This window comes from Spirosoma montaniterrae (genome assembly GCF_001988955.1).
Taxonomy (GTDB): Bacteria; Bacteroidota; Bacteroidia; order Cytophagales; family Spirosomataceae; genus Spirosoma; species Spirosoma montaniterrae.
In genome coordinates, this window is sequence record NZ_CP014263.1 from 4253361 (window position 1) to 4277768 (window position 24408).

15 protein-coding genes are annotated in these 24408 nt (G+C 52.7%); 4 read left to right on the forward strand and 11 right to left on the reverse strand.

The window, feature by feature from the left end:
* Position 1: 1 nt before the first annotated feature.
* Entirely contained in the window at positions 2-514 is a 513-nt protein-coding gene (locus AWR27_RS18330) for a Uma2 family endonuclease (RefSeq protein WP_232325868.1), read from the forward strand.
* Position 515: 1 nt separating this feature from the next.
* Here AWR27_RS18330 and AWR27_RS18335 read toward each other — a convergent pair whose 3' ends face one another.
* The 5 genes from AWR27_RS18335 to AWR27_RS18355 form a co-directional block, all read right to left on the reverse strand.
* Positions 516-2954 carry an ABC transporter permease gene (locus tag AWR27_RS18335; protein ID WP_077132533.1) on the reverse strand — a complete coding sequence of 813 codons (2439 nt, stop codon included), beginning with the start codon at positions 2952-2954 and terminating at the stop codon, positions 516-518.
* Positions 2955-3033: 79 nt separating this feature from the next.
* Positions 3034-5463, reverse strand: coding sequence for an ABC transporter permease (locus tag AWR27_RS18340; protein ID WP_077132534.1), 2430 nt, complete (start codon positions 5461-5463; stop codon positions 3034-3036).
* A gap of 34 nt (positions 5464-5497) precedes the next feature.
* On the reverse strand, positions 5498-7945 hold the full coding sequence (locus AWR27_RS18345; RefSeq protein ID WP_077132535.1) for an ABC transporter permease: 2448 nt from the start codon (positions 7943-7945) through the stop codon (positions 5498-5500).
* 12 nt (positions 7946-7957) lie between these two features.
* Positions 7958-10387 carry an ABC transporter permease gene (locus AWR27_RS18350; protein WP_077132536.1) on the reverse strand — a complete coding sequence of 810 codons (2430 nt, stop codon included), beginning with the start codon at positions 10385-10387 and terminating at the stop codon, positions 7958-7960.
* A 44-nt stretch (positions 10388-10431) separates the two neighbouring features.
* Complete coding sequence (locus AWR27_RS18355) at positions 10432-12867, reverse strand: ABC transporter permease (protein ID WP_077132537.1); 2436 nt, start codon at positions 12865-12867, stop codon at positions 10432-10434.
* A 39-nt stretch (positions 12868-12906) separates the two neighbouring features.
* On the opposite strand from AWR27_RS18355, the gene AWR27_RS18360 reads away from it, so the two are divergent.
* A complete protein-coding gene (locus AWR27_RS18360) occupies positions 12907-13350 on the forward strand; it encodes a PDDEXK family nuclease (RefSeq protein WP_077132538.1) in 444 nt (147 codons plus the stop codon).
* A 138-nt stretch (positions 13351-13488) separates the two neighbouring features.
* Here the strand turns inward: AWR27_RS18360 and AWR27_RS18365 are convergent, their stop codons facing one another.
* From AWR27_RS18365 to AWR27_RS18385, 5 genes are all read right to left on the reverse strand, one after another.
* Positions 13489-14166, reverse strand: a complete 678-nt coding sequence (locus AWR27_RS18365; RefSeq protein WP_077132539.1) for an ABC transporter ATP-binding protein — start codon at positions 14164-14166, stop codon at positions 13489-13491.
* A 110-nt stretch (positions 14167-14276) separates the two neighbouring features.
* Positions 14277-15524: an efflux RND transporter periplasmic adaptor subunit gene (locus tag AWR27_RS18370; RefSeq protein WP_077132540.1), complete on the reverse strand. Its 1248-nt coding sequence runs from the start codon at positions 15522-15524 to the stop codon at positions 14277-14279.
* Positions 15525-15751: 227 nt separating this feature from the next.
* Positions 15752-16621 (reverse strand): hydroxypyruvate isomerase family protein, encoded by an 870-nt coding sequence (locus AWR27_RS18375; protein WP_157579264.1) that lies wholly within the window; start codon positions 16619-16621, stop codon positions 15752-15754.
* A gap of 97 nt (positions 16622-16718) precedes the next feature.
* Positions 16719-17609 carry an RpnC/YadD family protein gene (locus tag AWR27_RS18380; protein WP_077132541.1) on the reverse strand — a complete coding sequence of 297 codons (891 nt, stop codon included), beginning with the start codon at positions 17607-17609 and terminating at the stop codon, positions 16719-16721.
* Between the two features lie 59 nt (positions 17610-17668).
* A complete protein-coding gene (locus AWR27_RS18385) occupies positions 17669-20818 on the reverse strand; it encodes a PVC-type heme-binding CxxCH protein (protein WP_077132542.1) in 3150 nt (1049 codons plus the stop codon).
* A 60-nt stretch (positions 20819-20878) separates the two neighbouring features.
* Here AWR27_RS18385 and AWR27_RS18390 point away from each other — a divergent pair, with 60 nt between their 5' ends.
* Positions 20879-22597, forward strand: coding sequence for a DUF5060 domain-containing protein (locus tag AWR27_RS18390; RefSeq protein WP_077132543.1), 1719 nt, complete (start codon positions 20879-20881; stop codon positions 22595-22597).
* A 158-nt stretch (positions 22598-22755) separates the two neighbouring features.
* Here the strand turns inward: AWR27_RS18390 and AWR27_RS18395 are convergent, their stop codons facing one another.
* Positions 22756-23862 (reverse strand): DUF5074 domain-containing protein, encoded by a 1107-nt coding sequence (locus AWR27_RS18395; protein ID WP_077132544.1) that lies wholly within the window; start codon positions 23860-23862, stop codon positions 22756-22758.
* A gap of 323 nt (positions 23863-24185) precedes the next feature.
* Here AWR27_RS18395 and AWR27_RS25380 point away from each other — a divergent pair, with 323 nt between their 5' ends.
* A complete protein-coding gene (locus AWR27_RS25380; RefSeq protein WP_157579265.1) occupies positions 24186-24329 on the forward strand; it encodes a hypothetical protein in 144 nt (47 codons plus the stop codon).
* The last annotated feature ends 79 nt before the right edge of the window (positions 24330-24408 follow it).

Consider the following 24408-nt stretch of genomic DNA (forward strand, 5'->3'; position numbering starts at 1 on the left):
TTTGAAAAAACTCGTCGTTGTTATGGAGCTATTGACCGAAACCATAGCAGAACATTCTCCATCTGCTTATGAACTCGACCGCAAAAAACCAATGCCAACCCTACTACACGGTGCCATTCAAGCCAATTTGATTGTTCAGGTAGCCATAAACTATCCAAACCAGTTTCGCATCGCCAGTGAGGTCACATTAGCCACTAAGCCCGATGGCAGTACGCCCGACTTGGTCTTGTATCCGGCAGGCGCGTTGGATTTTAAAAATGACCCCTCGCGTCGAACCGATGCCCCCTTGCTGGCCGTAGAAATTCAGTCGGCCTCCCAAAGTACCAAAGACATGGTGGCTAAGCTGGAGCCGTACTTTTATTTTGGCCTTCAATCCTGCTGGATTGTTGTGCCTGAGCTTCAGGCCATTCTGGTTTACGACACACCATTTCACTACACGTTTTTCCACGAAAACGACATGTTAAAAGACACCATCCTGAATATTGAAATCCCTTTAGCGAAAGTTTTTGCTTAACTCACTCGCTCCGCAAACTCTTCACCGGATTCATCAGCGCGGCTTTGATGCTCTGGAAGCTGACTGTTAGCAGCGCAATAACAATAGATAGCAGGCCCGCCAGTATGAACACCCACCACTCAATAGCCGTCTTGTATTCGATGTCCTTCAGCCATTGGGTCATAACATACCAGGCAACCGGCGAGGCAATAAGCAGGGCTATAAGAACCAGTTTGACGAAATCCAGTGAAAATAGACCTACGATATGCAACACCGACGCGCCAAGCACTTTGCGAATGCCCACCTCTTTGGTGCGGGCTTCGGCCACGAACGCAACCACGCCATACAGCCCCAGGCAACCAATGAAAATGGCAATACCAGCCAGAAGCCGGAACAAGGCGAATGTCCGCTCTTCGTTCTTGTAGAAATTATTGATGGTGTCGTCTAAGAACTCATACTTGAACACGAAGTCAGGAAACGTAGCTTCCCAGGCTTGTTCAATGGAGCCGATTAGACGGTTGACCGCTTCGATTCCTCCCTGCTCAGTTATGAGTTTGACACTAAGTGTACCATATGAGCTTCGCGATGTCGACAGGATAGAGGGGGCCGTCTTTTGGTGAAGCGAAAACGTGTTAAAATCCTTAATTACGCCAACAACGGGCCTTTTCGGTTGTCCAGCACTCAACTCAATCATCTTGCCCAGAATCTGTTGTGGCTGGCGAAAGCCCAGTTTGCGAACCAACGATTCGTTAACCACCAATTCGCGCATAGTGTCGGCTGGCAGGTACAGCCGCCCCGCGATCAGCTTCAGGCCGTAGGTTCGGACGTAGGCCGTATCAGCCGGGCGCATCACCACGCTAAAGTCAGAATATCTGTCAGAGTTTTCAAAGCGGATGCTCGTCTGCCAGTTACCATTTGCCGATGGGGGCGACATGGCGTAACTGAGCGACTGAACGTTGGGTAGTCCCGCCAATTTTGCCCGCAGGTTCTCTAACTGACCGGGTTTTTGCTCAGGAATTGGTACGGTCAGTATAGCCTCTTTGTTATAGCCAAGGTCCGCCGAGCGGAAATGCTTCACCTGACTGTAGGCAATGATAGTGCCGATAATGAGCATCTGCGATATGGCAAACTGCCCCACAATCAGGCTTCGACGCAGGGTGAAATAGTTACTACCCTCCACCCGAAGTTTGCCCTTAAGTGCCAGCACCGGCTGGTAGCCCGACAGCACCAGCGACGGATAAAATCCAGCCAAAAGGGTCGTAAGCAGGGCCAGCAAGAGCAGGAAACCGATTACCACGGGGTCAACTAACGGTAGCCCGTCGGCGTTGATGTTCAAGAGTTTGGCTACACTGGGCAAGGCTACGTAAGCTACGACGAACGCCAGACCAACGGCGATTCCGGTCAGCACCCCCGTTTCGCCCAGGAACTGACGCACCAGTTGAATTCGTGTGCTGCCCAGCACCTTCCGAACGCCTACCTCTTTTGAGCGACGAATGGCCTGAGCCGTGGCCAAATTTATGAAGTTAACGCAGGCCGTAATGAGGATGAATAGCCCAATGAGGGCCATCGCCCAGATGGTTTGTTTGCTCATCGTGCGACGAGCGTAATTGGGTGTTTCAGCGTCGAAATGAACTTCAGCCAGTGGTTGCAACTCAAACTTGTAATACTTGGCATCCTGCGGGGCTAAGTACTTTTTACTGAAAGCAGCTAATCGGGCTTCCATAGCCGCTTCAGCTACAGTTTGGTCATGCGAGGAAGCTGGTAGGGTCATATGGACTTGCGCCCCAGTGAAGCTTGCTTCCCAATCCTCCCAGCCCGTGTATGCACCAAATTGTTTCAGCGACGCAAACGACAGCATCACTTCAAATGGTACACTGCTGGTGGGGGGTGGATTGTCAACAACGCCCGTTACAACAAAATCCATTTTGTTTTGCACGCGCAACGTCTTTCCAATTGGGTCAGCCGTTCCGAAATATTTCTGAGCCATCTGCTCCGACAGCACAACCGTATTCGGGTTTTTTAGCGCGATCTTAGGGTTGCCCCTCTGCCATCCGTAATCGAAGATATTGAAGTACTCCGGCTCTACGAAGGCAACTAACCCTATTCTTTCCTTAAACTTGTTCACAGCCGAACCACGCGCCTGAATAACTGGTTCGAAGATTTCATGCGTTAGTGTCAGATACTGCTTCAGTTCTGGGAAATCAGTGCGCAAGGCAGCTAAAGCCGGCATTGGGATGCCTACATTATAGCCTTCATCGGCGTCTTTTTTGTAATGCCCAACCATCCGATACGTCTGGTCGGCGTTGGCGTTGTGCCGGTCGTAGCTCAGTTCGTAGCGGATGGCCAGAAATAGTAGCAGGCAGCATGCCAGCCCGAACGTTAGCCCCACTACGTTAATGATCGTGTAGGTCCAATTGCGTTTCAGCGCACGTAGCGACGTTTTAACAGAATTAGCTATCATGGCAAGGTTTAGAAAAGTGATTCGGTAGTTTGGACTCAACCAAATTGCTGAGTATTGATTTTGAATGGCGTATATTGCCTTACTCGCTCCGCAAACTCTTCACTGGATTCATCAGCGCGGCTTTGATGCTTTGAAAGCTCACCGTCAGCAGTGCAATCAGGATGGCCGAAAACCCAACACCTATAAATACCCACGGGCTGATGGCAATACGCGACGCGTAGTTATTCAACCATTGTTGCATACCAAACCAGGCCAGCGGAACTGCTATGCACAGAGCTATCAGAACCAGCTTTACAAACTCGCGGGAGAGTAAAAGCACGATACCGGCAATGCTGGCTCCCATCACTTTACGAATACCAATTTCTTTGGTTCGCTGCTCAATCATCAGCAGCGCAATGGCAAACAACCCCAGACACGACAACAACATGGCAATGCCCGATGCCAGGCTCAATACCTGCGATAGCTGAGTCTCATTCTGATACCAGGCATCTACGTTCTCGTCCAGAAATGAAGCTATGAACTCCGACTGAGGAGCTACCTCGGTCCATGCTTTTTTCATTTTTTGCATAGCTCCCCCCATGCTTTGTGGAGCAACCCGCACGAAGATATAGTTGATAGGTTCGGTGTTGGACAGGCGCATGGTAACGGGCTTGGGTTCATCGGCCATCGAATACAACTGAAAATCGGACACAACGCCAATAATCTGCGATTTGATTCCGGTGGTATCATCGTCGTCGCCAAGCAAACTGCCTACCGGGTTCTTCTCGCCTATTTGCTTAGCCAAACTCTGGGTAATAATCACCCGATTGACCGAATCGGAGGTATAGGTCCGGCTAAAATCGCGTCCGGCAATAACCTTGATATGCAGCGTTTTTAAGTAATCGTAATCAACCACTAACTGGTCGCTGGAGATGTCGCGTCCTTTGTATTTAAATCCTATTGTACTTCTCGTACTTACCCGATCTTTACCCTTACCGAGGTTAACGCTTGTACCCGTAATGGCCAGCACCATAGGGTCGTTAGCTAATTTGTTGCGGAGCCGCCCCAGCACCTGCCGCCCGTTTACCTGATTGCCCACCGGGATGCTGATGACCTGCTCTTTGTCGAAGCCAAGCGGGCTGTTTTGCAGATGATTTACCTGTTGAAACGCAATAACCGTACAACAGGCCAGCAGGCAGGATAAAGCAAACTGAGTGACAATAAGCGCGTTTCGTAATACTCCCGGTCGTTTCAGGCTAACTTTTCCTTTCAGCACGGCCACTGTATCGAATCCGGCCATTTGCCAGGCTGGATAGCCCCCCGCCAGCAACGTTACCAGTATAACAAGGCCAGCCAACATAGCCACAAAGCCAGGCTGAAAGGCGATGTCTAAATTCAGATTTGCGCCAAAAGCACCATTGAATACAGGCAGGAGCAGATAGGCCGACAGGGTTCCGACCCCAAAACCGACACAACAGATTAAGGCTGACTCACTCCATATCTGCACGAACAAGCTGCTTTTGAGGGCACCCAACGACTTCCGAACGCCTACTTCCCGCGCTCGCTGAACCGAGCGGGCAATGCTCAGATTGATGAAATTTATACAGGCAATCAGCAGAATAAACGAAGCCATTCCGATGAGCACATAAACCACCGCAACGGGCGTGCCTTTGTTGCCGGTTATTTCGCGGCTAAAATGAACATCCGACAGTTTTTGCAGGCGAACGGCAAATAAGTCCCCCTGTTGGTCGGGCTGCGCTTTCTTATTTATGAGGTCATTGATTGGCCCCGGAAAATATTTTTTGGCAAATGGTTTTAATCGGGTCTCAAACGTAGCCTGATCGACCTGTGGAGGCAATTTCAGGAAAACAGTGTGCGAAAAATCAGTCCAGTTTTCTTTGTTATATGAATACATCGGCGCGTTTTCGACCCGTATCAGCGCATCGTACTGCACCGACGAATTATCAGGTGCATTAGCCAAAATACCCGTCACGATATAGTCTTTTTCGGTGCCGTTGTTGCCTACACGCAGGCGTTTCCCCATCGGATCGACTGTACCGAACACGTCTTTCGCCATATTCTGGCTGATAACTACACTGCTCAACTCTTTCAGCACAAGATTTCGATTTCCCTCAAGCAACGGAAACGAGAAGACCGTCAGAAAATCTGGGTCGGTATAGTTGATAAGTTTGTCGAAGTATTTTCCGTTGGCTTCAACTAAGCTCTTACGGCCCATCACGATACGGGTAGCTCCTTCCAGTTCGGGAAACTCAGTTTTCAGCGCGGGCACGAGCGGCAAGGGCATTCCGCCTGATTTGGTTGGCTTTTCGGGATCATTGGCGGAGAGATATGTTTGGAAAATACGGTCGCCACTGGTGTGAAACGAATCATAGGTCAGGTGCAGGTAGGCCGTTAGAAACAGAAAGAGGCTAATGCAGAAAGCCGTTGCCAGGCCAAACACATGGATGGCTGCGTACCCTCGGCTCTTCCACAAATTCCGCCAGGCGATTTTGAGATAGTTGCGTAACATCTGAACCAGGATTGACAAGATTAAACCAGATTGGCTATTCGCTCCGCAAACTCTTCACAGGGTTTGCCACGGCGGCTTTGATGCTCTGGAAACTCACCGTTAGCAACGCAATGCCCACCGCCAGCATACCGGCCAGCGCAAACACCCACCACTCGATCTCGATGCGATAGGCAAAGTCGGCCAGCCAGCGATGCATGGCGTACCAGGCGACGGGCGACGCAATGACAATTGCCACCAATACGAGTTTCAGAAAGTCTTTCGAGAGCAACGTAACGATGCTGGCTACGCTGGCACCCAGCACTTTACGGATGCCGATTTCTTTAGTACGTTGCTCGGCGGTGAACGTAGCGAGACCAAACAGACCTAAGCAGGCAATCAGGATAGCCAGCACCGCAAACGTCAGGGCCAGCGTACCAATGCGTTGCTCGGCGCGGTAGGTCTGGTCGAAACTTTCGTCCATGAAATTGTAGTTGAACGGCTGGCCGGGAGCCATCTGCTTCCATTTGGATTCGATCAGGCCCACCAGTTTCGGAACGTCGGCATTGCGGAGCCGGAAGGTAGTCGCGTTATGGTCGGGGGTTAGCTCCAGACACAGTGCGCCAATTTCCTTGCGTAACGATTCGTAATGAAAATTTTTCACGACCCCGATTACCGTGTATCGGCGGAAGTTTTTCAGTGACGGATCGTTGAACTTGACGATACGTTTGCCCAGTACGTTCTTGACGCCACCAAAGATTTTGGCGGCTGTTTCGTTGAGAAGGATAGCCGACGAATCGGAGCCAAACGAACGGGCGAAGTCGCGTCCGACCACCATCTGCATACCCATCGTTTTTATGTACTCATGGTCTACGTTCCAGTTTTGTATACTGACGCCTTTGCTCTGATCGACCTGGCCTTCGGGAAAGAAAAGCGTATTGCTGCGGTTTGAGGGAACAGGCAGGAAGCTCGATACCGAGCCGCTCACAACGCCCGGTAGCCGCAGAACCTCCTGCCGGAAGGCGTCGGTGCTTTTGCCCAGCACATACGTATCGTTGATAATCAGCACCTGATCGCGCCGGAAGCCGAGATTTTTATTCTGGATGTAGGTGATCTGCCGGTAAATCACCAACGTACCCACGATCAGGATCACCGACATCATAAACTGAAACACCACCAGTCCACTCCGCAGACTTAAGTCACCCAATTGCCCACGTCCTCTAACTGGGTTAATCATTTTGCCTTTTAGCACCTGAATGGGCCGGAAGCCCGACAGGAAGAAGGCCGGATAAACGCCCGCCAGCAAGCCTACCAGCAACGGGAAAAATGCCAGTATAGCCAGCCATTGCGGTCGAAGAAGCTGATTCAGGTCGATTTGCTTGGCGGCCAGGTTGTTGAACAAAGGCAAGCTCATCCCCACCAGTATCAGGGCCAGTCCCATTGCCAGGATGGTAGTCAGCATCGACTCGGCCATAAATTGCCCCATCAACTGCCCGCGCTCCGACCCCAGCACTTTCCGAACGCCTACTTCCCGCGCCCGCCCAGCCGAGCGAGCCGTAGCCAGATTCATGAAGTTGATGCAGGCGATGAACAGAATGAACAGAGCCACCGCCGAGAAGATGTACACGTACTGAATATCGCCGGGGGGCGTGAGTTCGCCCTGATGTTTGGAGCGCAGGTGGATGTCGGTAATAGGCATCATGATGTTCCGAAACCGATTGCCAGCCTGACGGAACCTGACCAGTGAAATGCCCATGGCACCAAGCAATTGTGGCCCCACGTACTTTTCCGTTACTACGTCGAGGTTTTTGGCGAAGGTAGCCGGATCGGTACCCTCTTTCAGCACGATGTAGGTGTAGTGGTTGTTGGCCAGCCATTGCCCCCAGTTGTATTCGTCGTTGAGCATCGTAGCCAGAAAATCGGCCTTGACATGGCTGTTGGGCGGGATGTCGCGCATGACGCCGGTGATGGTAAACGTCATTCGGTTGTCTAAGGTAAGCGTCTTGCCCATCGGATCGGCGTTGCCAAAGTGTCGGCGGGCGGCTGTTTCACTGATAACCAGCGTATTGGCTCGGTTGAGGGCGCGTCTGGGGTCGCCAGCTATGAGCGGCAGCGTAAAGACATCGAACACCGTAGAGTCGGCAAAGAGAATGTTCTGTTCGCGGATGTTCATGGTCGTACCGGCCCGTTTCACCTGCCAGTTACCCCGTGGGTGTAGGCGCGTAAACTGCTCTACCTGCGGATAGTCTTGTTTTAACGTAGGCCCGAGAGGGTCGGAGACTGTGGCCATTTGCCCATCGATACCCGTAAACTTTACGTCGAGGCTGAGCCGGTAGGTGCGGTCGGCTTTGGTATGGAACCGGTCGTAGCTTAGCTCGTCGGCTACGTAGAGCATGATGAGCAGGCAGCAGGCCATGCCGAGTGCCAGCCCGAAGATGTTGATGAACGTTAGCCCCCGCTGCTTACGGAGAGTACGGAGGGCGATTTTGAGATAATTTCTGAACATGATGGTTGTTGTTTATTCGCTCCGTAGCGACTTCACCGGGTTCATCAGCGCGGCTTTGATGCTCTGGAAGCTGACTGTTAGCAGTGTAATCAGCAATGCACCCGCGCCCGATGCCACAAACACCCACCACTGAATAGCCGTTTTGTAAGCGAAGTTGTCAAGCCAGCGGCTCATGGCATACCACGCTACCGGGCTGGCAATGACAATGGCGATCAGTACCAATTTCAAAAAGTCCTGCGAGAGCAGCGTCACAAGGCTTCCTACCGATGCGCCCAGCACTTTCCGAACGGCAATTTCTTTGGTGCGCTGCTCGGCGGTGAACGTAGCCAGACCGAATAGCCCCAGACAGGCGATGAAAATTGTCAGTACGGCAAAAACGGTCAGGATGTGGCTGGTACGCTGTTCGGCCCGGTACATGGCTTCGTAGCTCTGGTCTAAAAATGCGTATTTGAACGGTTCTTCGGTTTTGAACGCAGTCCATTGCTGCTTCAGCGATGCCAGCAAACCCGCCATGTCGTCGGTTCGGGTTTTCAGGATAATTGCCCCCGCATTATCGCTTAGCACCATCACCGCCGGAGCAATCCGTTCGTGCAGTGACCGGTAGTGAAAATCCTTCACAACACCAATGACCCGGAACGTTCGGGCCAACCTGTCATTCTGCGGCATGGCCGGGTTCGTCAGGGTGTGGCCCAGCGGGTTGTCGGTCCAGCCGAAGTGACGGGCGGCTGTTTCGTTGATAATGACACCAGACGAGTCGGAGGGGAAATTCGCCGAGAAGTTACGGCCCGCCAGTATCTTCATACCGAGCGTTGGAATGTAATGCCGGTCGATGCCGAAGTAAGCCATGCGAATCATTTGGGCATCGCTGCGGTCGGGCTGCATGGCAATCATGCCTGTGTTGTGGAGGTCGTCTGGTAAAAAGTTGGAAACGCTGGCGTTTATAATCCGGCTGTCCTGCGTCAGTCGCTGCCGGAAAGTCTCTTCGTTTGGCCCCAAAACTCCTGAACCTTCGAGTACCAGCACCTGCTCTTTATCGTAGCCAAGTCTGAGGCTTTGGATGTAGCTCAATTGCCGGTACACCACCGTCGTTCCGATAATCAGGCTGATAGATACCAGAAACTGAAACACAACCAGTCCACTCCGCAGCATGCCCCGCCCCGATTGAACCCGCAGTCCTTTCAGCACGGCAATGGGCTGAAAGGACGACAGGTAAAACGCCGGGTAGCTACCCGCAATCAGGCTGACGACCACACTAAAAACCACCAATCCAAATAGAATGGAAGGTGTGAGCAGAAGATTCAGACTCAGCGTTTTGCCCGAAAGAGAATTAAACAGCGGTAACGCGATTACCACTAAGCCGATGGAAAACACCAGCGACAGCACCGTAAACAAAGCCGACTCGCTTAAAAACTGTCTCATAAGCGTTCCCCGCGCCGACCCGAGCACCTTCCGAACGCCCACTTCTTTGGCCCGTTTAGATGCCCCAGCCGTGCTGAGGTTCATGAAATTGATGCACGCCAGCAGCAACATAAAGAACGCAATAGCCCCGAACAGATAAACGTAGCGGATGTCGCCCCCCGACTCGAAATCTGTTTCGGGCTTGAGGTCGGAGTGGAGGTGAATGTCGGTCAGTGGCTGGAGATACAGGCTGAGGTCTCCTTTCCGGTTCAGTTCTGCCCGGTTCACACCCAATACCTTCTCCAACGGCGGCAGCATATACGTTTCGATAACCGGGCGCAGTTTGGCTTCTAATTGGCGAGCATCGTAGCCGTCGGGTAGCAGCAGGTACGTGAAGAAGCTGGACTGAAGCCAGTTGGTGTTATTGGCTTCCGGCAGGCTGGTCATTGACGCAAAAACGCCAATGTGGAAGTGGGAATTAGCGGGTATGTTTTCCATCACTCCGGTCACGGTGAAGGCCATTTTTCCGTTATCCATCGTCAATACCTTACCCATCGGGTCGTCATTGCCGAAAAAGCGTTGGGCGGTTCTGGTTGTCAGCACCACCGTATTGGGGCGCGTCAGGGCCGTGCGCGGGTCGCCTTGTAGCAGCGGCAGCGTAAACACCCGAAACAGCGTTGAGTCGGCGTAAGCGAATTTATCTTCCCGAAAGCTTTTTTTCCCGTGAGTCAGGCGGGGGGAGCCGACGCTGCGTAACCGCACTGTTGCCTGCACCTCCGGGAATGTCGTTTGCAGCGTAGGCCCCACAGGAGCCATTACGTTGGCTTCGCGAATAGATTCACCATTGAGCGACCCGCGCAGCACCACCCGGTAAATTCGGTCGGCGTTGGTGTGGAAGCGGTCGTAGCTCAGTTCGTCGATTACGAACAGGCTGATAAGCAGACAGGTCGCCATACCAATTGCCAGCCCACCGATGTTAATGGCCGAATAGACCTTGTTTCGGGTCAGGTTGCGGAGGGCGATTTTAACGTATGAGCGAAGCATCTGAACCAGGATTTATAAGATTGATACGATTAAACAGGATTGCCTTATTCACTCCGTAGCGACTTCACCGGGTTCATCAGGGCGGCCCGGACTGCCTGAATCGCGATGGTAAACCCCGCAACAATCAGCATAAAGGCCCCTGTCAGCGCAAAAATCCACCAGTCAAACTCCATCCTGAACACAAACGTATCAAGCCACTGCCGGGCTACATACCAGCCAACGGGCATAGCAATCAGGCAGGCTGCTCCAACCAACATCAGGAAATTTACCGATATCAACCGGGTGATTTCTGCGATACTGGCCCCCAATACTTTACGGATTCCGATCTCTTTAGTGCGGGTCTCGACGGTCAAAGACACTAACCCAAACAAGCCCAGAGCCGAAATTAGAATAGCCAGCAGTGACGAATACGTGATGATTTGTGTCCATCGGGCATCATCCGTGTAATTTTCCAGGCGGTCGTCTTCCATGAAATGAACCGAAAACGGCTGAAAAGGAATCAGCCTCTTAAAATTCTGTTCGATAGTCAGAAGGGCTTGCTGCGTCTGGGCCGGATCAAGTTTGGCATAGAGCTGGTTCATTCGGTCAGGCTTACCAAGTTGCCACAGCACGGGTTCAAGTTTATCGCGCAGGGTGCCGTACTGATAATCACGCACAACACCAACAACAGTGTAGCGCGTTTTGGCTCCACCGTCCTGATCCACGATTTGCCCAACGGCAGGCTGATTAGTATTCAGAAATTTTTTGGCAAACGTTTCATTGACCAGAATATTCGATACTGAATCGAGTGGATTGGTGTAAGTCAGAGCGCGGCCCTGCACCACAGGCACGTCCAGAAACGATAAGTACTGATCGTCAATGCGTTCTATGGCTGAGAGGATGGGCTTATCATTCACCTTGTAGGTATTGAAATTACTACCTCCTGCTTTGCGCGTTACAATCTGAATACCCGGCTGATTTCTCAGGGTAGCCTGCAACAACTCGCCCCGGCGTTCACGGCCCCAAGGAATATAGACCCGCACTCGATTAGCCGTTTCGTAGCCGATGTTGGCCGTTCGGATATATTGAAACTGCCCATGCAAAACCGCCGTGCCAATGAGCAGAAACACAGCGATGGTAAACTGCACCACCACCAGCGACTTGCCCAGCCAGTTGCGTCCGGTGAGTAGCCCAGTGCCACTCAGCCTAAACCGTTGATACAGCGTTTGTACCGGGCTGAACCCCGACAGCACCAACGCCGGATACAAGCCCGTCAGAAGTGCCACCAATAAAATAAGGGCTAAAAACAACCCTACAGTCTGGGGCGTGAAGAGGAAACGTACCTGTAACTGCTTATTAGCCAGCTCTGAAAAGTGAGGCAATAACCCCCAAACCAGTAACATCGCTGGCACAAACGCCAGCACCGTCAGCAGCAACGACTCGCTAAGAAACTGCCCCACAAGTTGAGCGCGGGTGCTGCCAATGACTTTTCTGACACCAATTTCTTTTCCCCGACGCAAGGACCGGGCCAGCGTCAGATTCACGAAATTGATGCCTGCCAACAACAGGATGAACCCAGCAATCGCACTTAGAATGTACGAATAGACCGACGACGACCCGGACATCAGCCCGTTGTTCATACCGTATTCGGGGTTGAGGTGCATAGCCTCGTAGGGTTGCAGGTGGTAGCTGAGTTTGTAGGGGCCGTACTCCTTATTAATATCGGCCAGTTCGTGCCGGGCGTGGATGTTCACAACGGCCACAAACTTTCGCTCAACGACTGCCGGGTCAGCCGGTATGCCGGCCCGGTCTGACCGCAGGAGCAAAAACGTATTTAAGAAGCTATTTAGCCAAACGTTTTCGTTCCAGTCTTTTCGGTCAGGTGGCAACGACGCTATAAACGGACGCAGCGCATCAAATCGAATACTTGAATTGATAGGGGGCGTTTTCACTACGCCCGTTATTTTGTAAGACTCAAAATTACCTCCCGCATCAATTTTTATAAGTTTGCCCAATATGTCAGTCGTACCGAAGTATTTGGTCGCTATTTCGTCGGTCAGCACCACGCTCCGGGGGTCATTTAGTAGTGTATTGGCATCCCCAGCCAGCAGTTTAAAACTGAATAGGCGAAAAAACGATGTATCGGCGTATACTACCTGCTGATAGATTCCTTCGTTGCCTTTGCGAAACAGCATTTCGTAGCCTTTTACCCGACAGAAGGCTTCAACCTCCGGTATCTCGCGGGCGAACGTTGGACCTTGCGGCATCCCTGTGATACCGTTTTTACGTTCACCAACGTCAGCATCGGTCGTATGCCGGACTACCCGGTAGAGCCGGTCTCCATGTTCGTGGAACTTATCATATGAGATTTCATCCCGCACAAAGAGCAGGATAAACAACACAGCCGCCAGCCCCAGGCTTAGCCCAATAATGTTGACGCTGCTGAAAACGCGGTTTATCCACAGATTCCGCCAAGCAATTTTGAGGTAATTCCGGAGCATGTTCTTTTTAGTTAGTTTTGTTGGAAACGGCAACGCATTATGTATTTCCCTACTGTATCTCCCTCCCCGCTTGTTCACGAAGATTTTGGCGTTTGGGCACCGGTAGACCATCAGCGTATTATTTCCCTTCTGACAATGGGACTGGGCGTACTGTATTACCGCGAGAAGCGAATCCGGCTGGAGCCGCTTCCTGAAACCATGCTCGATGAAGCGAAAGTCAGCCAGGTTCCTGATGTACTTTTACGCGACCCGGAAACCGACGAGACGCTTGTCATCATTGAAATCTGCAAAACGACCGGCCAAACAGGCGATTTGCGAAAAGTCATTCAACTTATCGATGAGGGCATCTACGGCATCCGGGAGGGCTTCGTGTATAATTACAAAACCCAACACTGGCTTCGCTATCGGCTGGGCGACGGCGGTCAGACCACCGAATCATCGTTCTCCGAAGTGCTGAATCTGGATTTGAATCAATTCCTTTGAACCAGAACGCTGGCCCGGCAGGATTGGCCAGGGTTGTCAAGATTAAACAGAATTAGTAACGCCACGAAGCAGCAAGTAAGCGCAGCGTAGAATCTTGTGATAATCCTGATAATCCTGGCTAATCCCGGTTCAGATGATTCACACGTGAAAATTCTCCGTCACCACTTTTCCATCAAATAGATTTACAATCCGGTGGGCGAAACCGGCGTCGTAGGGCGAGTGCGTTACCATGATGATGGTCGTACCTTCGTCGTTCAGTTCGCCGAGTAGCTTCATCACTTCTTCCCCGTTTTTCGAGTCTAAGTTACCAGTCGGTTCGTCGGCCAGAATCAGTTTGGGTTTGGCAACAACGGCCCGCGCAATAGCCGTGCGCTGCTGCTGCCCGCCCGAAAGCTGCTGCGGGAAGTGATTGCGCCGGTGCATAATTGCCATGCGCTCCAGGGCCACTTCTACGCGTCGTTTGCGCTCGTCGGCAGGGGTTTTCAGATACAGCAATGGTAGCTCAACGTTCTCATAAACAGTCAGTTCGTCAATCAGATTAAAGCTCTGAAACACGAACCCAATGCTTCCTTTGCGGAGTTGCGCCCGTTGTCGTTCGCTCATCCGGGCTACCGCTGTGCCGTAGAAGTTGTACTCGCCATCGCTGGGGTTGTCTAACAGGCCCAGAATGTTGAGCAACGTCGATTTGCCGCAGCCACTCGGCCCCATAATAGCGACGAACTCGCCGTCTTTGACTTCCATCGAAATGCCGTTCAGGGCGGTGGTCTCGACCTCTTCCGTGGCGAAGAGCTTTTGCAGGTTAATGGTCTGTATCATGTTTTTTTGGAGACCGCTTTTTGTTACTTTTTGGGACACAGAGATGCACAGAGACAAAGAAGATGCACGGAGGAAAATAAAAACTCCGTGTATCTCTGTGTCATAACTTTTTAAAACTCTAAAACCTCATTCTCCCCGAAATTCTCATACGAACTCGTAATCACCTGATCACCAGGACGCAGGCCATCGAGTACTTCGTAATATTCGGGGTTTTTCCGGCCCAGGGTAATGGCCCGCTTCACGGCCCGCTGACCCGATTTATCGACCACATACACCCAGTTGCCGCCCGTATCGGAGAAGAAGCCACCAACGGGCAGCAGCGTGGCTTTGGCGGCCTTGCCCAACTCCAACTGTATGGGCGACGATTGTCCGCGCTTGATGCCTTCGGGGGCACCGTTCGGGAAAATCATGTCGACCTCAAACCGCCCGCTGCGCACTTCGGGATACACCCGGCTGATAGTAAGTGCGTAGGTTTTACCGTTGAACTCGAACGAGCCGTTCAGCCCGGCAAACACCCGGCTGATGTAGTGTTCATCAACGCCAACGCGCATTTTGAAGCCATTCAGATCGTCAATCTGCCCGATGTTCTGCCCTCGGTTGATGTTGCTGCCCACCTCCACGTCGATGCTCGACAGTTGGCCCGAAACGGGTGCTTTCACGACGAGATTTTCGAGCGTTTGTTGCCATAGGGCTACGTTGCGCTGGGTGCGCTGGAGCGTTCCTTCGAGTTGCTGAATCTGGAGTTTGGCGTTTTCTTCCTGGTATTTCTGCGATTCGGCTTCAATTTTCCGCTGTTCTACCAATCGTTCGTAAGCGCGTTTGGCGCGGAGGTAATCTTCTTCCGAGACGACCTTGTCTTTGATGAGCTTAGCCTGCCGGTCGTAGGAGTCCTTGGCCTGTTCGATCTGCGCGTCGAGGTCGGCCAGTGTCCGGCGCAGGGTATAGCGTTCGACCCGGAGCCGTTGTCGGGTGTTTTGCAGATCATTGACGAGCCGGTTGGCTTCGGTTTCCGATTGCAGGAAGCTAAGTTTAAGGTTCTGATTTTCGAGCTTCAGCAGCACCTGCCCTCTCTCGACCCGCGTACCGCCTTCAACCAATTTCTGGGTGACGTAGCCGCCTTCGATGGCATCGAGCCGGATGGTTTTCAGCGGCTGCACCACGCCCGTTACGGCAATAAAATCTTCAAACGGCCCGGTCGAAACCGCTGAAACCGTAATCTTATCGCGCTCCACGTTTAGTTTCGAGCGACGGTCAGCAAAAAATAAAGTGTACACCAGCAGGCCCGTCAGCAGCGCACCGCCCCCAAACAGGGCAAGGCGTTGTGTAGTCCAGAAGCGTTTGGGTAAGGCGCGATCCATATTACGAAAAAGCAAAAAACTAAGAGAACGACTTTGCGAAAACTACATTTCTCAGTTCTTTTGACCAAGAGTTATGCCACCTTATTAAAACCCTGACTGTCAATATATTACTATTTCATATCCGTTCATTCCTGTCCGATTTCGGACGATTTACGTCCACGACTGGACAGATTCGGGCATAAAAAAAGCCCCGCTGCCAGACGGGACTTGCTTGTTAGGTAAGGCTCTTACACCGTAAAACTATCCGACTCTACGTAAGCTTTGATGAGGGCCATCTCGCCTTCTTTGCCGGGCATTGCGTTGCCATGTTCCATGCCCCAGATGAATTCTTTGTTTTCGGCTTTGGCCTTGTGGTACACGTGCTTGAAAATATTCTTATAATTAATCTCACCCGTTGTTGGTTCTTTCCGACCGGGGTTATCGCCAATCTGAAAGTAGCCAATTTCGTTCCAGCACCAGTTGATGTGCGGAATGATGTGCCCTTCATTTTTCTGCATGTGGTACACGTCGAACAGAATTTTACAGGCGGGGCTGTTTACCGCCCGGCAGATTTCGTAGGTCTGATCGGAGGTACGCAGGAAAAGGTCGGGCGTGTCGCTAAGCGGTTCGAGTACCATCACGAGGCCGTTCGGTTCGAGAATCTCGGCACCCCGGCGTAGGGCGTCAATCACGTGGCCGGTTTGAATACCAATGGGCAGGTTGCGCTGAAAATCGCCGGGCACCACGGTCATCCATTTGGCGTTGCAGCGTTTGGCCGTATCAACGGCGCGTTTGCAGCCATTCAGGAAAATGTCGATGTGTTCTTTCTTGCCAGCCGCGAGCGTATTCTGCCCATTACCACCCTTGTCTACAACAAACACGCCCATTTTCATGCCAAGCCGGGCCAGTTCGTTGCCCATTTTCTCTTGCAAAGCCACGTCGCGGCCCATCATGCCATTGTCTTCGAGAGCCGTAAAACCCGTGTCGGCCATGAACTTAATCTGGTCGATAGGGTCTTTACCGGCACTGTTCTCGAACATGCCGATGTGCGGAGCATAGGCCAGTTTGAAGTTATTTTTAGCCAGAAAGTTAGGCTGCGAATGCCAGTTTTCGGCCATTGCCCCCCCGACAGAACTGTTCCGGCTGCGCCGAGGGACGATTTTACGAAATTGCGTCGTTGCATGTATACGTAGGTTTAGGTAACTACTTGCTAATTCACTCGTTCGACAGAGTTTTCACCTGCTCAATCGACACGTCGGCGGCTTCGGCAATCTGTTCAACTGTCAGAATCCCCTGTTTCAGTAATTGCCGGACAATCGTCTGTTTGGCTTCGGTTACACCTTGTTCAATACCCTGCTCGATACCTTGTTCAATACCCTGCTCGATGCCTTGTTCAATGCCTTGTTCAATGCCTCGCTCCAAACCTTTGCGTTCGCCTTTCTCCAAGCCTTGCCGGTAGCGGATATCGGTTTCTAAATCGTATGTCAGTGCCATTTTTTCGGTAATATTAATGGTCATTGCCTGCAAATTACGCAGTTTTGATAACACTTCGAGTTGCTTAATGTAACGTGCCAAACGCCGGGGTCTGGTTTCTACCATACGTAGTTTATCAACGATCCTTTCAATGACTTTTTCTGGCGGGTCATTGTCAAAATCGCCCAATACACTGAGCAAAATCTCTTCCGGTACAGCCGACCAAAGGAACAACCGGTAGTGTACGTCTGACGTATTATACAGCTCATAACTGAACGTCAGATTCGGCTGATTGATATGCCGCTTCATCTGCGACTTTCCGTCGCCAATGAAAAACACGTATTGCCGAACGGGTAGTTTGTACTTCCGGTATAATAAACTGTAGTACTCAAGCATCCGCTCTACCATTTCAGGGTCGTCGGCGGTTTGAAACTCAAAATGCAGGATGTAGTCTTCAACTGAATCGATATGTCGTACTTTCTTCAGAAAGTCAGGTTTTCGTTCAATAGTGACCTGCAAATCATCAGGAATTTCTTCAAGTGCGGGAATAGTGATATTCAAAAGTTTGTGGGCCAGCGGCACCACTAAATCTTCAATATTTTCCCGGAATATCTTGTCGTAAGATTGCGCCATGTATAGATAAAGCCTGAGCCAGGATGACGTATCACCGGCTCAGGCAAACATAGCACGTATTATTTTTTCTTCAAACTCGCCAGATACTCCACCAAATCGACCAATTCCTGCGTACTCATGGCATCCTGCAAACCCGATGGCATCATGGAACTGTCCATTTTCTTCATCGACACCACGTCGGCCATTTTGTAGTTCTGCACCACGCCACCGGGAAACTTCATCTGGAGGTCGGTTTCGGTTTTGCTGGCAACAATACCCGACATCGTACTGCCGTCTTTAAACTTCACCTCCCAGCCTTCGTAACCGAAACTGATGCCCGCATCGGGATGCAGAATAGCTAAATACTGGCCTTCTTTCGGCAGCTTCGAGCCAATTTCCGAGAGTTTCGGGCCAAAATCCATGCCTTCGCCGTTTACCTGATGACATATGCCACAGTTGGTTTTAAACACATTGACACCTTTGGCCGCGTCGCCGTTCATCGCCAGCAGTTCGGGCATGGGCGGTAGTTTTTTAGTGGCTGTGGTCGAACCACCATCGAGGTAGCTGGCCGCTTCCTGCCGGATGCTCTTGCGCCAGGCTCCGCTCACGCCCTGAACGGCAGCCGCTTTGTAATCGCCCGTGATCGTACCCGATTTCAACAGTGCAATCACCATTTCTTCGCCATCCCAGCTACCACCCAGCGAGCGGGTTGCTTCGCGCCGAAGGGCAACGGGCCGTTTCTCGTCGAGAGCTACCGTTTTCAGCATATTGAGCGATTCTTTGTTGCCAACGCGTGAGAGTGAGGTTAGCATCCGCTGGGCTGCGTCGGTGTCTGCCGATGCGTCGGACTGTTGGTTCACTGTTTCCCAAATCATCGCGCTACCGCCCTGTTTCAGCAACTGCCGGGCAGCATCGCGGCCCATACCGTCGTTGTATTTGTCGATGGCTAATTTCCGCAGCCGCTCGTTTTCTGATGCGGGTTCGTATCGGCTCACCAGTTCCATGTACTCGCGGGTGCCGTAAACCTCCGTCATCAGCTTATTGAGTGCGCTGGTTGCCACAGTCGAGGTTTTCACAAAGCCGGGGTCGAGGTGGCGCAGGGCCAGTTTAGTAACATCCGTCTGCCCGCTGTTAGCTTGCAGAATTGCCAGCAGCGCGTTCGACTTCTCGGTAGCACCGGGGTTAAAATCGAACGCCCGGAAGTAGCGCAAACGCTGATCAAGCGATTGGCTGTTGTCGCCCGCTAATTTCGCCAGCATCGGCACCGATTCTTTCGTGCGCGCCCGCCACACAATATCGCGACCACCGGCAGACGCCAGCGGGTCGTTTTGTTTCACATAAGCGGCATAGTAGCTGTCCCAATTGCCTTCAGCTCCAATGCCGAGGGCTTCCAGATACCAGCGGTCCTGCCCGTCGTGTTTCGTCGCCAGTTGCGCCCAAAGGCCGGGGGCTTCGGCAGACGTGCTCCGGCGCAGCGCAATGGCGCACTCCCGGCGTACCTGAGCGTCGGCATCGTTCACCAACTGTTTAACAGCCGCAATCGTTGCCGTAACCCCACCCCCAGCCCCTCCCCCTTGCGGGAGGGGAGCTAACTGCCGGGCCGCCCGTAAGGCCGTAATGCGCAGATTGGCATCGGCACTTTTCAGGGCTGCGTCAACGTATTTCTGGCCGTTGTCTAACTTGCTCAGGAGCCACAGGGCACGGGCCTGCATTCTTGGGTCAGCACTGCTTTTGTAGAACTTGGCGAGGGGCTTTTCAGCTTTCACGCCCATACCCCGCAACGCCTGCCAGCCTGCATACCGGATGTTCATGTTCGGGCTTTGCAGGGCCGTTAATGCACCTCCAACGCTCGACACGTCGACTTTTGGCATTTTATAGGCCGTATTTGGCGGAGCAACGCGGTAGACGCGGCCCCGGTTCTGGTCGCCAGCCTGATGCCCGCCCACGCCGGGGTCGTACCAGTCGGCAATAATCAACGAACCATCGGGAGCCACGCATACGTCGGCGGGCCGGAACCACTGATCGCGGGCACCTTCCAGCACATTCACAATCTCAGCTTTGTAGCCTGCTCCGGCGTTCTGCACCGGGTACGACCGCACTACGTTTGGCCCTGCATCGCAGTGGATTACCTGATTTCGGAACAGTTCGGGAAGCAGGTTGCCTTCGTATACAATAATGCCCGTGGGCGAACCGGCACCCGTTTGCAGCAGATTTGGCACCGAGCCAGGGTCGTTGAGATGCCAGTGGCGTTTCGGAATTTCGGCTTCGAGGTTGGTACGATTGGCTTGCCAGCCTGCACCGGTTAGTTCATCGGTGTAGCCGTAGTTGCCATATTCCATCACATAATTGATACGAACGCCCTTGTTTCCATCGTCGTCATTGTCGCTCTGCCACAGTGTGCCGTAGGAGTCAACGGCCACTTCGTAGTTGTTGCGGAAGTTATGACCCAGCACCTCCACGTTTTTGCCGTCGGGGTCGCAGCGGAACACCATGCCCTGCTTGAAATTTTCTTTGTTGATAACCTTGCCACTCGCTACGTCAACGATGGGGTTACGATCTTTGTCGAGCAACTGTTCGCCGGAGTTGCCGAAGTTGAAGTACCACTTGCCATCGGGTCCGAATACAAACGTATGCATCCCGTGGTCGTGCTGTTCGCCCCCGATGCCGGTGAATAGCAACTCTTTCCGGTCGGCTTTGTCGTCGCCATTGTCGTCGGTCAGTATCCACACGTTGGGGCTGTCGGAGACGATAACGCGATTGCCCTGCACCCAGATTCCCAACGGCGACTCGATGCTGGGGTCCTGGTAAAACACCTTGCTGACATCGGCTTTGCCATCGCCGTTGGTATCTTCCAGAATCACGATGCGGTCGCCTTCTTTCCGAACGGGGTTGCCGTTGATGGCGGGGCGGTAGTTGTAGGCTTCGCAGACCCACACGCGCCCCCGCGCATCTACGTCGATGTTGGTGGGGTTGGTCAGCATCGGTTCGGCAGCGAAAAGCGTGGCTTCGAGACCGGGTGCTACGTTCAGGCTACCCACGGCATACTTGGGGTCGCGCTTGTCGTCGTCGGTTAGTTGCGCGAACAGTGCGTTCAGGTACGTACCCGATGCCGCGTTGAGGTTGCGGTTCTGATAGGCTCCGATGAGCAGACTGCCCGCCAGCAAGCCAGCCGCCGAAAGGGCAACTACGCCCGCAGGTCGTTTCGTAAAAGAAGAACGGGAGGATTTCATGAGTAGAACAGAATGGCTAATTCGTTGTATTATAACACGTAAGAGTTTAACGAATAGACAATGAAGTATTTGTACAAAGACATTGTTCACCTGTTTTTCCTGCTACACCACCGTTTATTTTTAGTACATACCGTGCGTTTACTCCTTTTCCTCCTCGCTCCTACCCTTCTTTTCGCCCAACGTCCTCAGTTCAGTTTCGGCCCCGACCGGGTTGAGGTCAATCGCTACGCCGAAATCACAATGAAACTGCCGCCGTTCAGGTCGGGCAATCCGTTTACAGACGTACCGTTTTCGGGCAAGTTCGTCAACGAACAGGGCGACACCACGCGTGTGCAGGGTTTCTGTGACGCGCAGGATGGAAGCCTTCACCGGCTGCGGTTTATGCCGACCAAATCAGGGCCGTATCGGTTTATTATTTCGGCAGAAGTAAACAAGCGACCGTTTACCTATGCGGGCAGTTTTACGGCAGTCTACGCCGGGCATCGGGGCATGATTCGCGTCGACAAACAGCACCCGGCGCATTTTGTGTACGATGGCACCAGCGAGCATTATTTCTGGAACAGCACCACCGCTTACTGGCTCATGGGCTGGCGCGACGAACAAACCATCCGCGAGGCCATTGACCGGCTGGCCCGGCTGAAAATCAACCGGATGCGCGTGGTAATAAACGGGCGGCAGGACGATGGTAAACGCTGGGCCGAACCGTGGGTGAAAGAAAGCCGCAACTTCACCTATAAGCTAAACCCGTGGGTAGCGCAGGACCCCGAAAGTCTTGATACGCCCGGCTTCGACGTGACGCGCTTCAATGTAGCGCACTGGCAACGCATGGACCGGATGCTGGCCTACGCCCGCGATAAAGGCATCAATGTCTCCATTATTTTCTACGTCGATGGGCTGGAACACGGCTCCGACCCGTTCAAAAAAGTCAACATGGGTAGCCCCGACGAGCAGCGGTATTACCAGTATGCCGTGAACCGATTTGCGGCTTTTCCGAACGTGATGTGGGACATTACGAACGAGTACCACCTCTTCCGAAATGAAGCTTGGGCCGAAACAATGGGCAAATTTCTACGCGACGCTGACCCTTACGACCACCTTACGTCGATTCATGGCAACGCCGATTTCCCGTTCCGGGCGGCCAACTGGGTTGATTTCGTCATGTTTCAGAACTGGGACGAGTGCGGGGGATACTATGCCATGCTGCAAAACCGCGACCGGCAAGCGAAAACGGGCGTTATAAAGCCGCAGATTAATGAAGAATACGGCTACGAAGACCACTACCCCGAATGGGGCTGCGGGCCGCTGGGCAAGCGGGTAGCACCAGCCCGCGATGCCAAAAGTCGCACCCGGCTGGCCTGGGAGATTACGATGGCGGGCGGCTACCAAACTACCGGCGAACGCGCCAATCAGGGTACTGGCAACGGCCCCGACACGGGCGGAGGCTGGATAAACGGGCGGGGCGACAACAGCATGATTATGCTTAACTACTACGCCATTCTGCACGACATTGTTACCTCGCTCGACTGGTGGAAAATGGTGCCGAACAACGCCATTACGCACCACGGCACCCTCTGCCTCGCCAACCCCGACGCCCGGCAGTACCTGCTCTACGTACAGTCGGGCGTACCAACGCTCAGTACGCCCAAACAACCATACCACGTCCGCGTCATCGACATCTGGACAGGAAAAAGTCGCCCTCTGCCTGACTTTGCCGGTGGCATCTGGATTGGCCCGCAGGATTTAGGGACAGATGTAGCGGTCGTATTTGAAAAAAAGTAGGTTCAAACACGGAGACACAAAGGATTCACGGAATTCACAGAGCGAATACGCAGTGTAAAGACGCAACCCTTTGCGTCTCCCTCGCGTCAGCAATATGGCAGCGATAATTCCATGTAGTACAAACGCTGTGTTACCTCCGCGTCTCCGTGTTTAAAAAATTACCGGAAGAAAAACCGCGACGGGGCAATCTCGGCCCGAACCGAATCGATCAGCGTGGCCGTCGAGCCACTGAGCCGGTAACGCAGCACAAACCCGGCCTGCTTGAACGACGGCGTCACGCCCGCGTAAAGCGTATTCGTCTGAGGATCGATACCCAAGCCCGTGAATAGTCGGCGAACCACAGGCGTTGCGGCAGGTATTTCGGCAGCGTCGATACGGAACTGGTAGGTTTCGCCCTTTTGCCGGAAATTATCAGCCGGGTCGAAAAACGAGTTGACGTAGTAGAACGTGCGTCGGTCCTGGCTCAACGTAATCGAACTGGGCGAACGACTGGCGTTGGCGGCTCCTACGCGCAACCGCTTTTCGATCACCTTAGCTGTAGTGTTAATGCGCACCATTTCTTTCGTTCCCGACGTGTAAGCCCACAGTTTTCCGTCGGCGTCAACGGCTTGTGGATTGGTATTGCTGCCCACTTCTAAGGCTGGCGTTTTAATTTCGTCGGTATCGGTATTGATAATGGTCAGGGTGCGGTCTCCGGCGGCATTGCCCACGTAAGCTTCGTTGCCCACGACTACGATGCGCTCGGCTCCTTTGGGCAGGGCGATCCGTTTGGCAACGGTGCGGCTCGCCATGTTCAGCACCAGCACATAGCCCGGATTGGCAAAAAAATTGGCCCCGCTGCCCGTTGCTCCCCAGCACGTAACATACGCTTTGTTTCGCCCCGCCTGCACCACATAACGCGGGTTTTCTACGTCAGGGCTGCCAATCGTGCCGAGCGACCTGAACGTACCGGCTTCTACAATCTCGATTTTGTCCTGCCCCGACGTGCTGTTATCGACCAGAATCGCGCCTTTCCCGTCGATTTCGGCGTAATCCTGCACTCCGCCTGTCAGCGTCCGGCTATTTACGGCATTGAAAATATCGGTCGATGCCGTTTTTGCGTCGCGCGGCAAGAATGAAATGGAGCCGTTGTTATCTAAGAAGTTGCCCGTATTCAGCACGAAAACGCCTGATTCGTAAGGTGTTGGTTCGGGTTCGCTGGTGGTGCAGTTCCACAGACTAAGGGCCAGTAGCATGGCCAGTACTGATTTAGTTGATGTATGCATTGTTGACACTCCCCCCGCTAAAGCGGGAGGATTCTTGCCCTGAACGCCCAATGGCTCTTTCATAGCTGACAAGCGTGACTTTCCGTGTGTCCCACGGTAGTACAGTTTTTCACCTCTCGGAGGTCGCCCTGTCTGGGCTGTTGATACTGTCCCGAACTGAATCGGTTTTCGGCGGTTCGTTTTACCCAGACCCGCTTGATTGGTCTGGAACCTCATCACGCACGGTGCGTGAATCGAACGAGAAGACAAAGAACTATCCTGAATAGGATAGACAAATGTACGCAATATGTATTTCATTTGCAAACTATTTTTTAGTTTTGTGCATGAAAAAAGAACCGACCAAATCCTACCCCGTTCGCATGGCTCCGAGTCTGCACGAACAGGCGGAAAAAGAAGCCCAGAAACTGGGGCTTAACTTCTCCGCCTACATTCGCTACTTAATCAGTATGGCGGTTAACAGACCTTAGCCTACGGCTGTCGTTTTCATCCCCGCCCTTCAGGGCGGGGCTTTTCACTCCTTTATCGTAATTGTTTTTTAAACGCAGA

Bases quoted from the DNA above. Each gene is read 5' to 3' on its own strand.
- AWR27_RS18360 (WP_077132538.1), top strand. From the start codon at position 12,907: ATGTATTTCCCTACTGTATCTCCCTCCCCGCTTGTTCACGAAGATTTT.
- AWR27_RS18350 (WP_077132536.1), bottom strand. From the start codon at position 10,387: ATGCTTCGCTCATACGTTAAAATCGCCCTCCGCAACCTGACCCGAAAC.
- AWR27_RS18365 (WP_077132539.1), bottom strand. From the start codon at position 14,166: ATGATACAGACCATTAACCTGCAAAAGCTCTTCGCCACGGAAGAGGTC.
- AWR27_RS18355 (WP_077132537.1), bottom strand. From the start codon at position 12,867: ATGCTCCGGAATTACCTCAAAATTGCTTGGCGGAATCTGTGGATAAAC.
- AWR27_RS18345 (WP_077132535.1), bottom strand. From the start codon at position 7,945: ATGTTCAGAAATTATCTCAAAATCGCCCTCCGTACTCTCCGTAAGCAG.
- AWR27_RS18335 (WP_077132533.1), bottom strand. From the start codon at position 2,954: ATGATAGCTAATTCTGTTAAAACGTCGCTACGTGCGCTGAAACGCAAT.
- AWR27_RS18340 (WP_077132534.1), bottom strand. From the start codon at position 5,463: ATGTTACGCAACTATCTCAAAATCGCCTGGCGGAATTTGTGGAAGAGC.
- AWR27_RS18395 (WP_077132544.1), bottom strand. From the start codon at position 23,862: ATGCATACATCAACTAAATCAGTACTGGCCATGCTACTGGCCCTTAGT.
- AWR27_RS18370 (WP_077132540.1), bottom strand. From the start codon at position 15,524: ATGGATCGCGCCTTACCCAAACGCTTCTGGACTACACAACGCCTTGCC.
- AWR27_RS18390 (WP_077132543.1), top strand. From the start codon at position 20,879: ATGAAGTATTTGTACAAAGACATTGTTCACCTGTTTTTCCTGCTACAC.
- AWR27_RS18375 (WP_157579264.1), bottom strand. From the start codon at position 16,621: ATGGCCGAAAACTGGCATTCGCAGCCTAACTTTCTGGCTAAAAATAAC.
- AWR27_RS18385 (WP_077132542.1), bottom strand. From the start codon at position 20,818: ATGAAATCCTCCCGTTCTTCTTTTACGAAACGACCTGCGGGCGTAGTT.
- AWR27_RS25380 (WP_157579265.1), top strand. From the start codon at position 24,186: ATGAAAAAAGAACCGACCAAATCCTACCCCGTTCGCATGGCTCCGAGT.
- AWR27_RS18380 (WP_077132541.1), bottom strand. From the start codon at position 17,609: ATGGCGCAATCTTACGACAAGATATTCCGGGAAAATATTGAAGATTTA.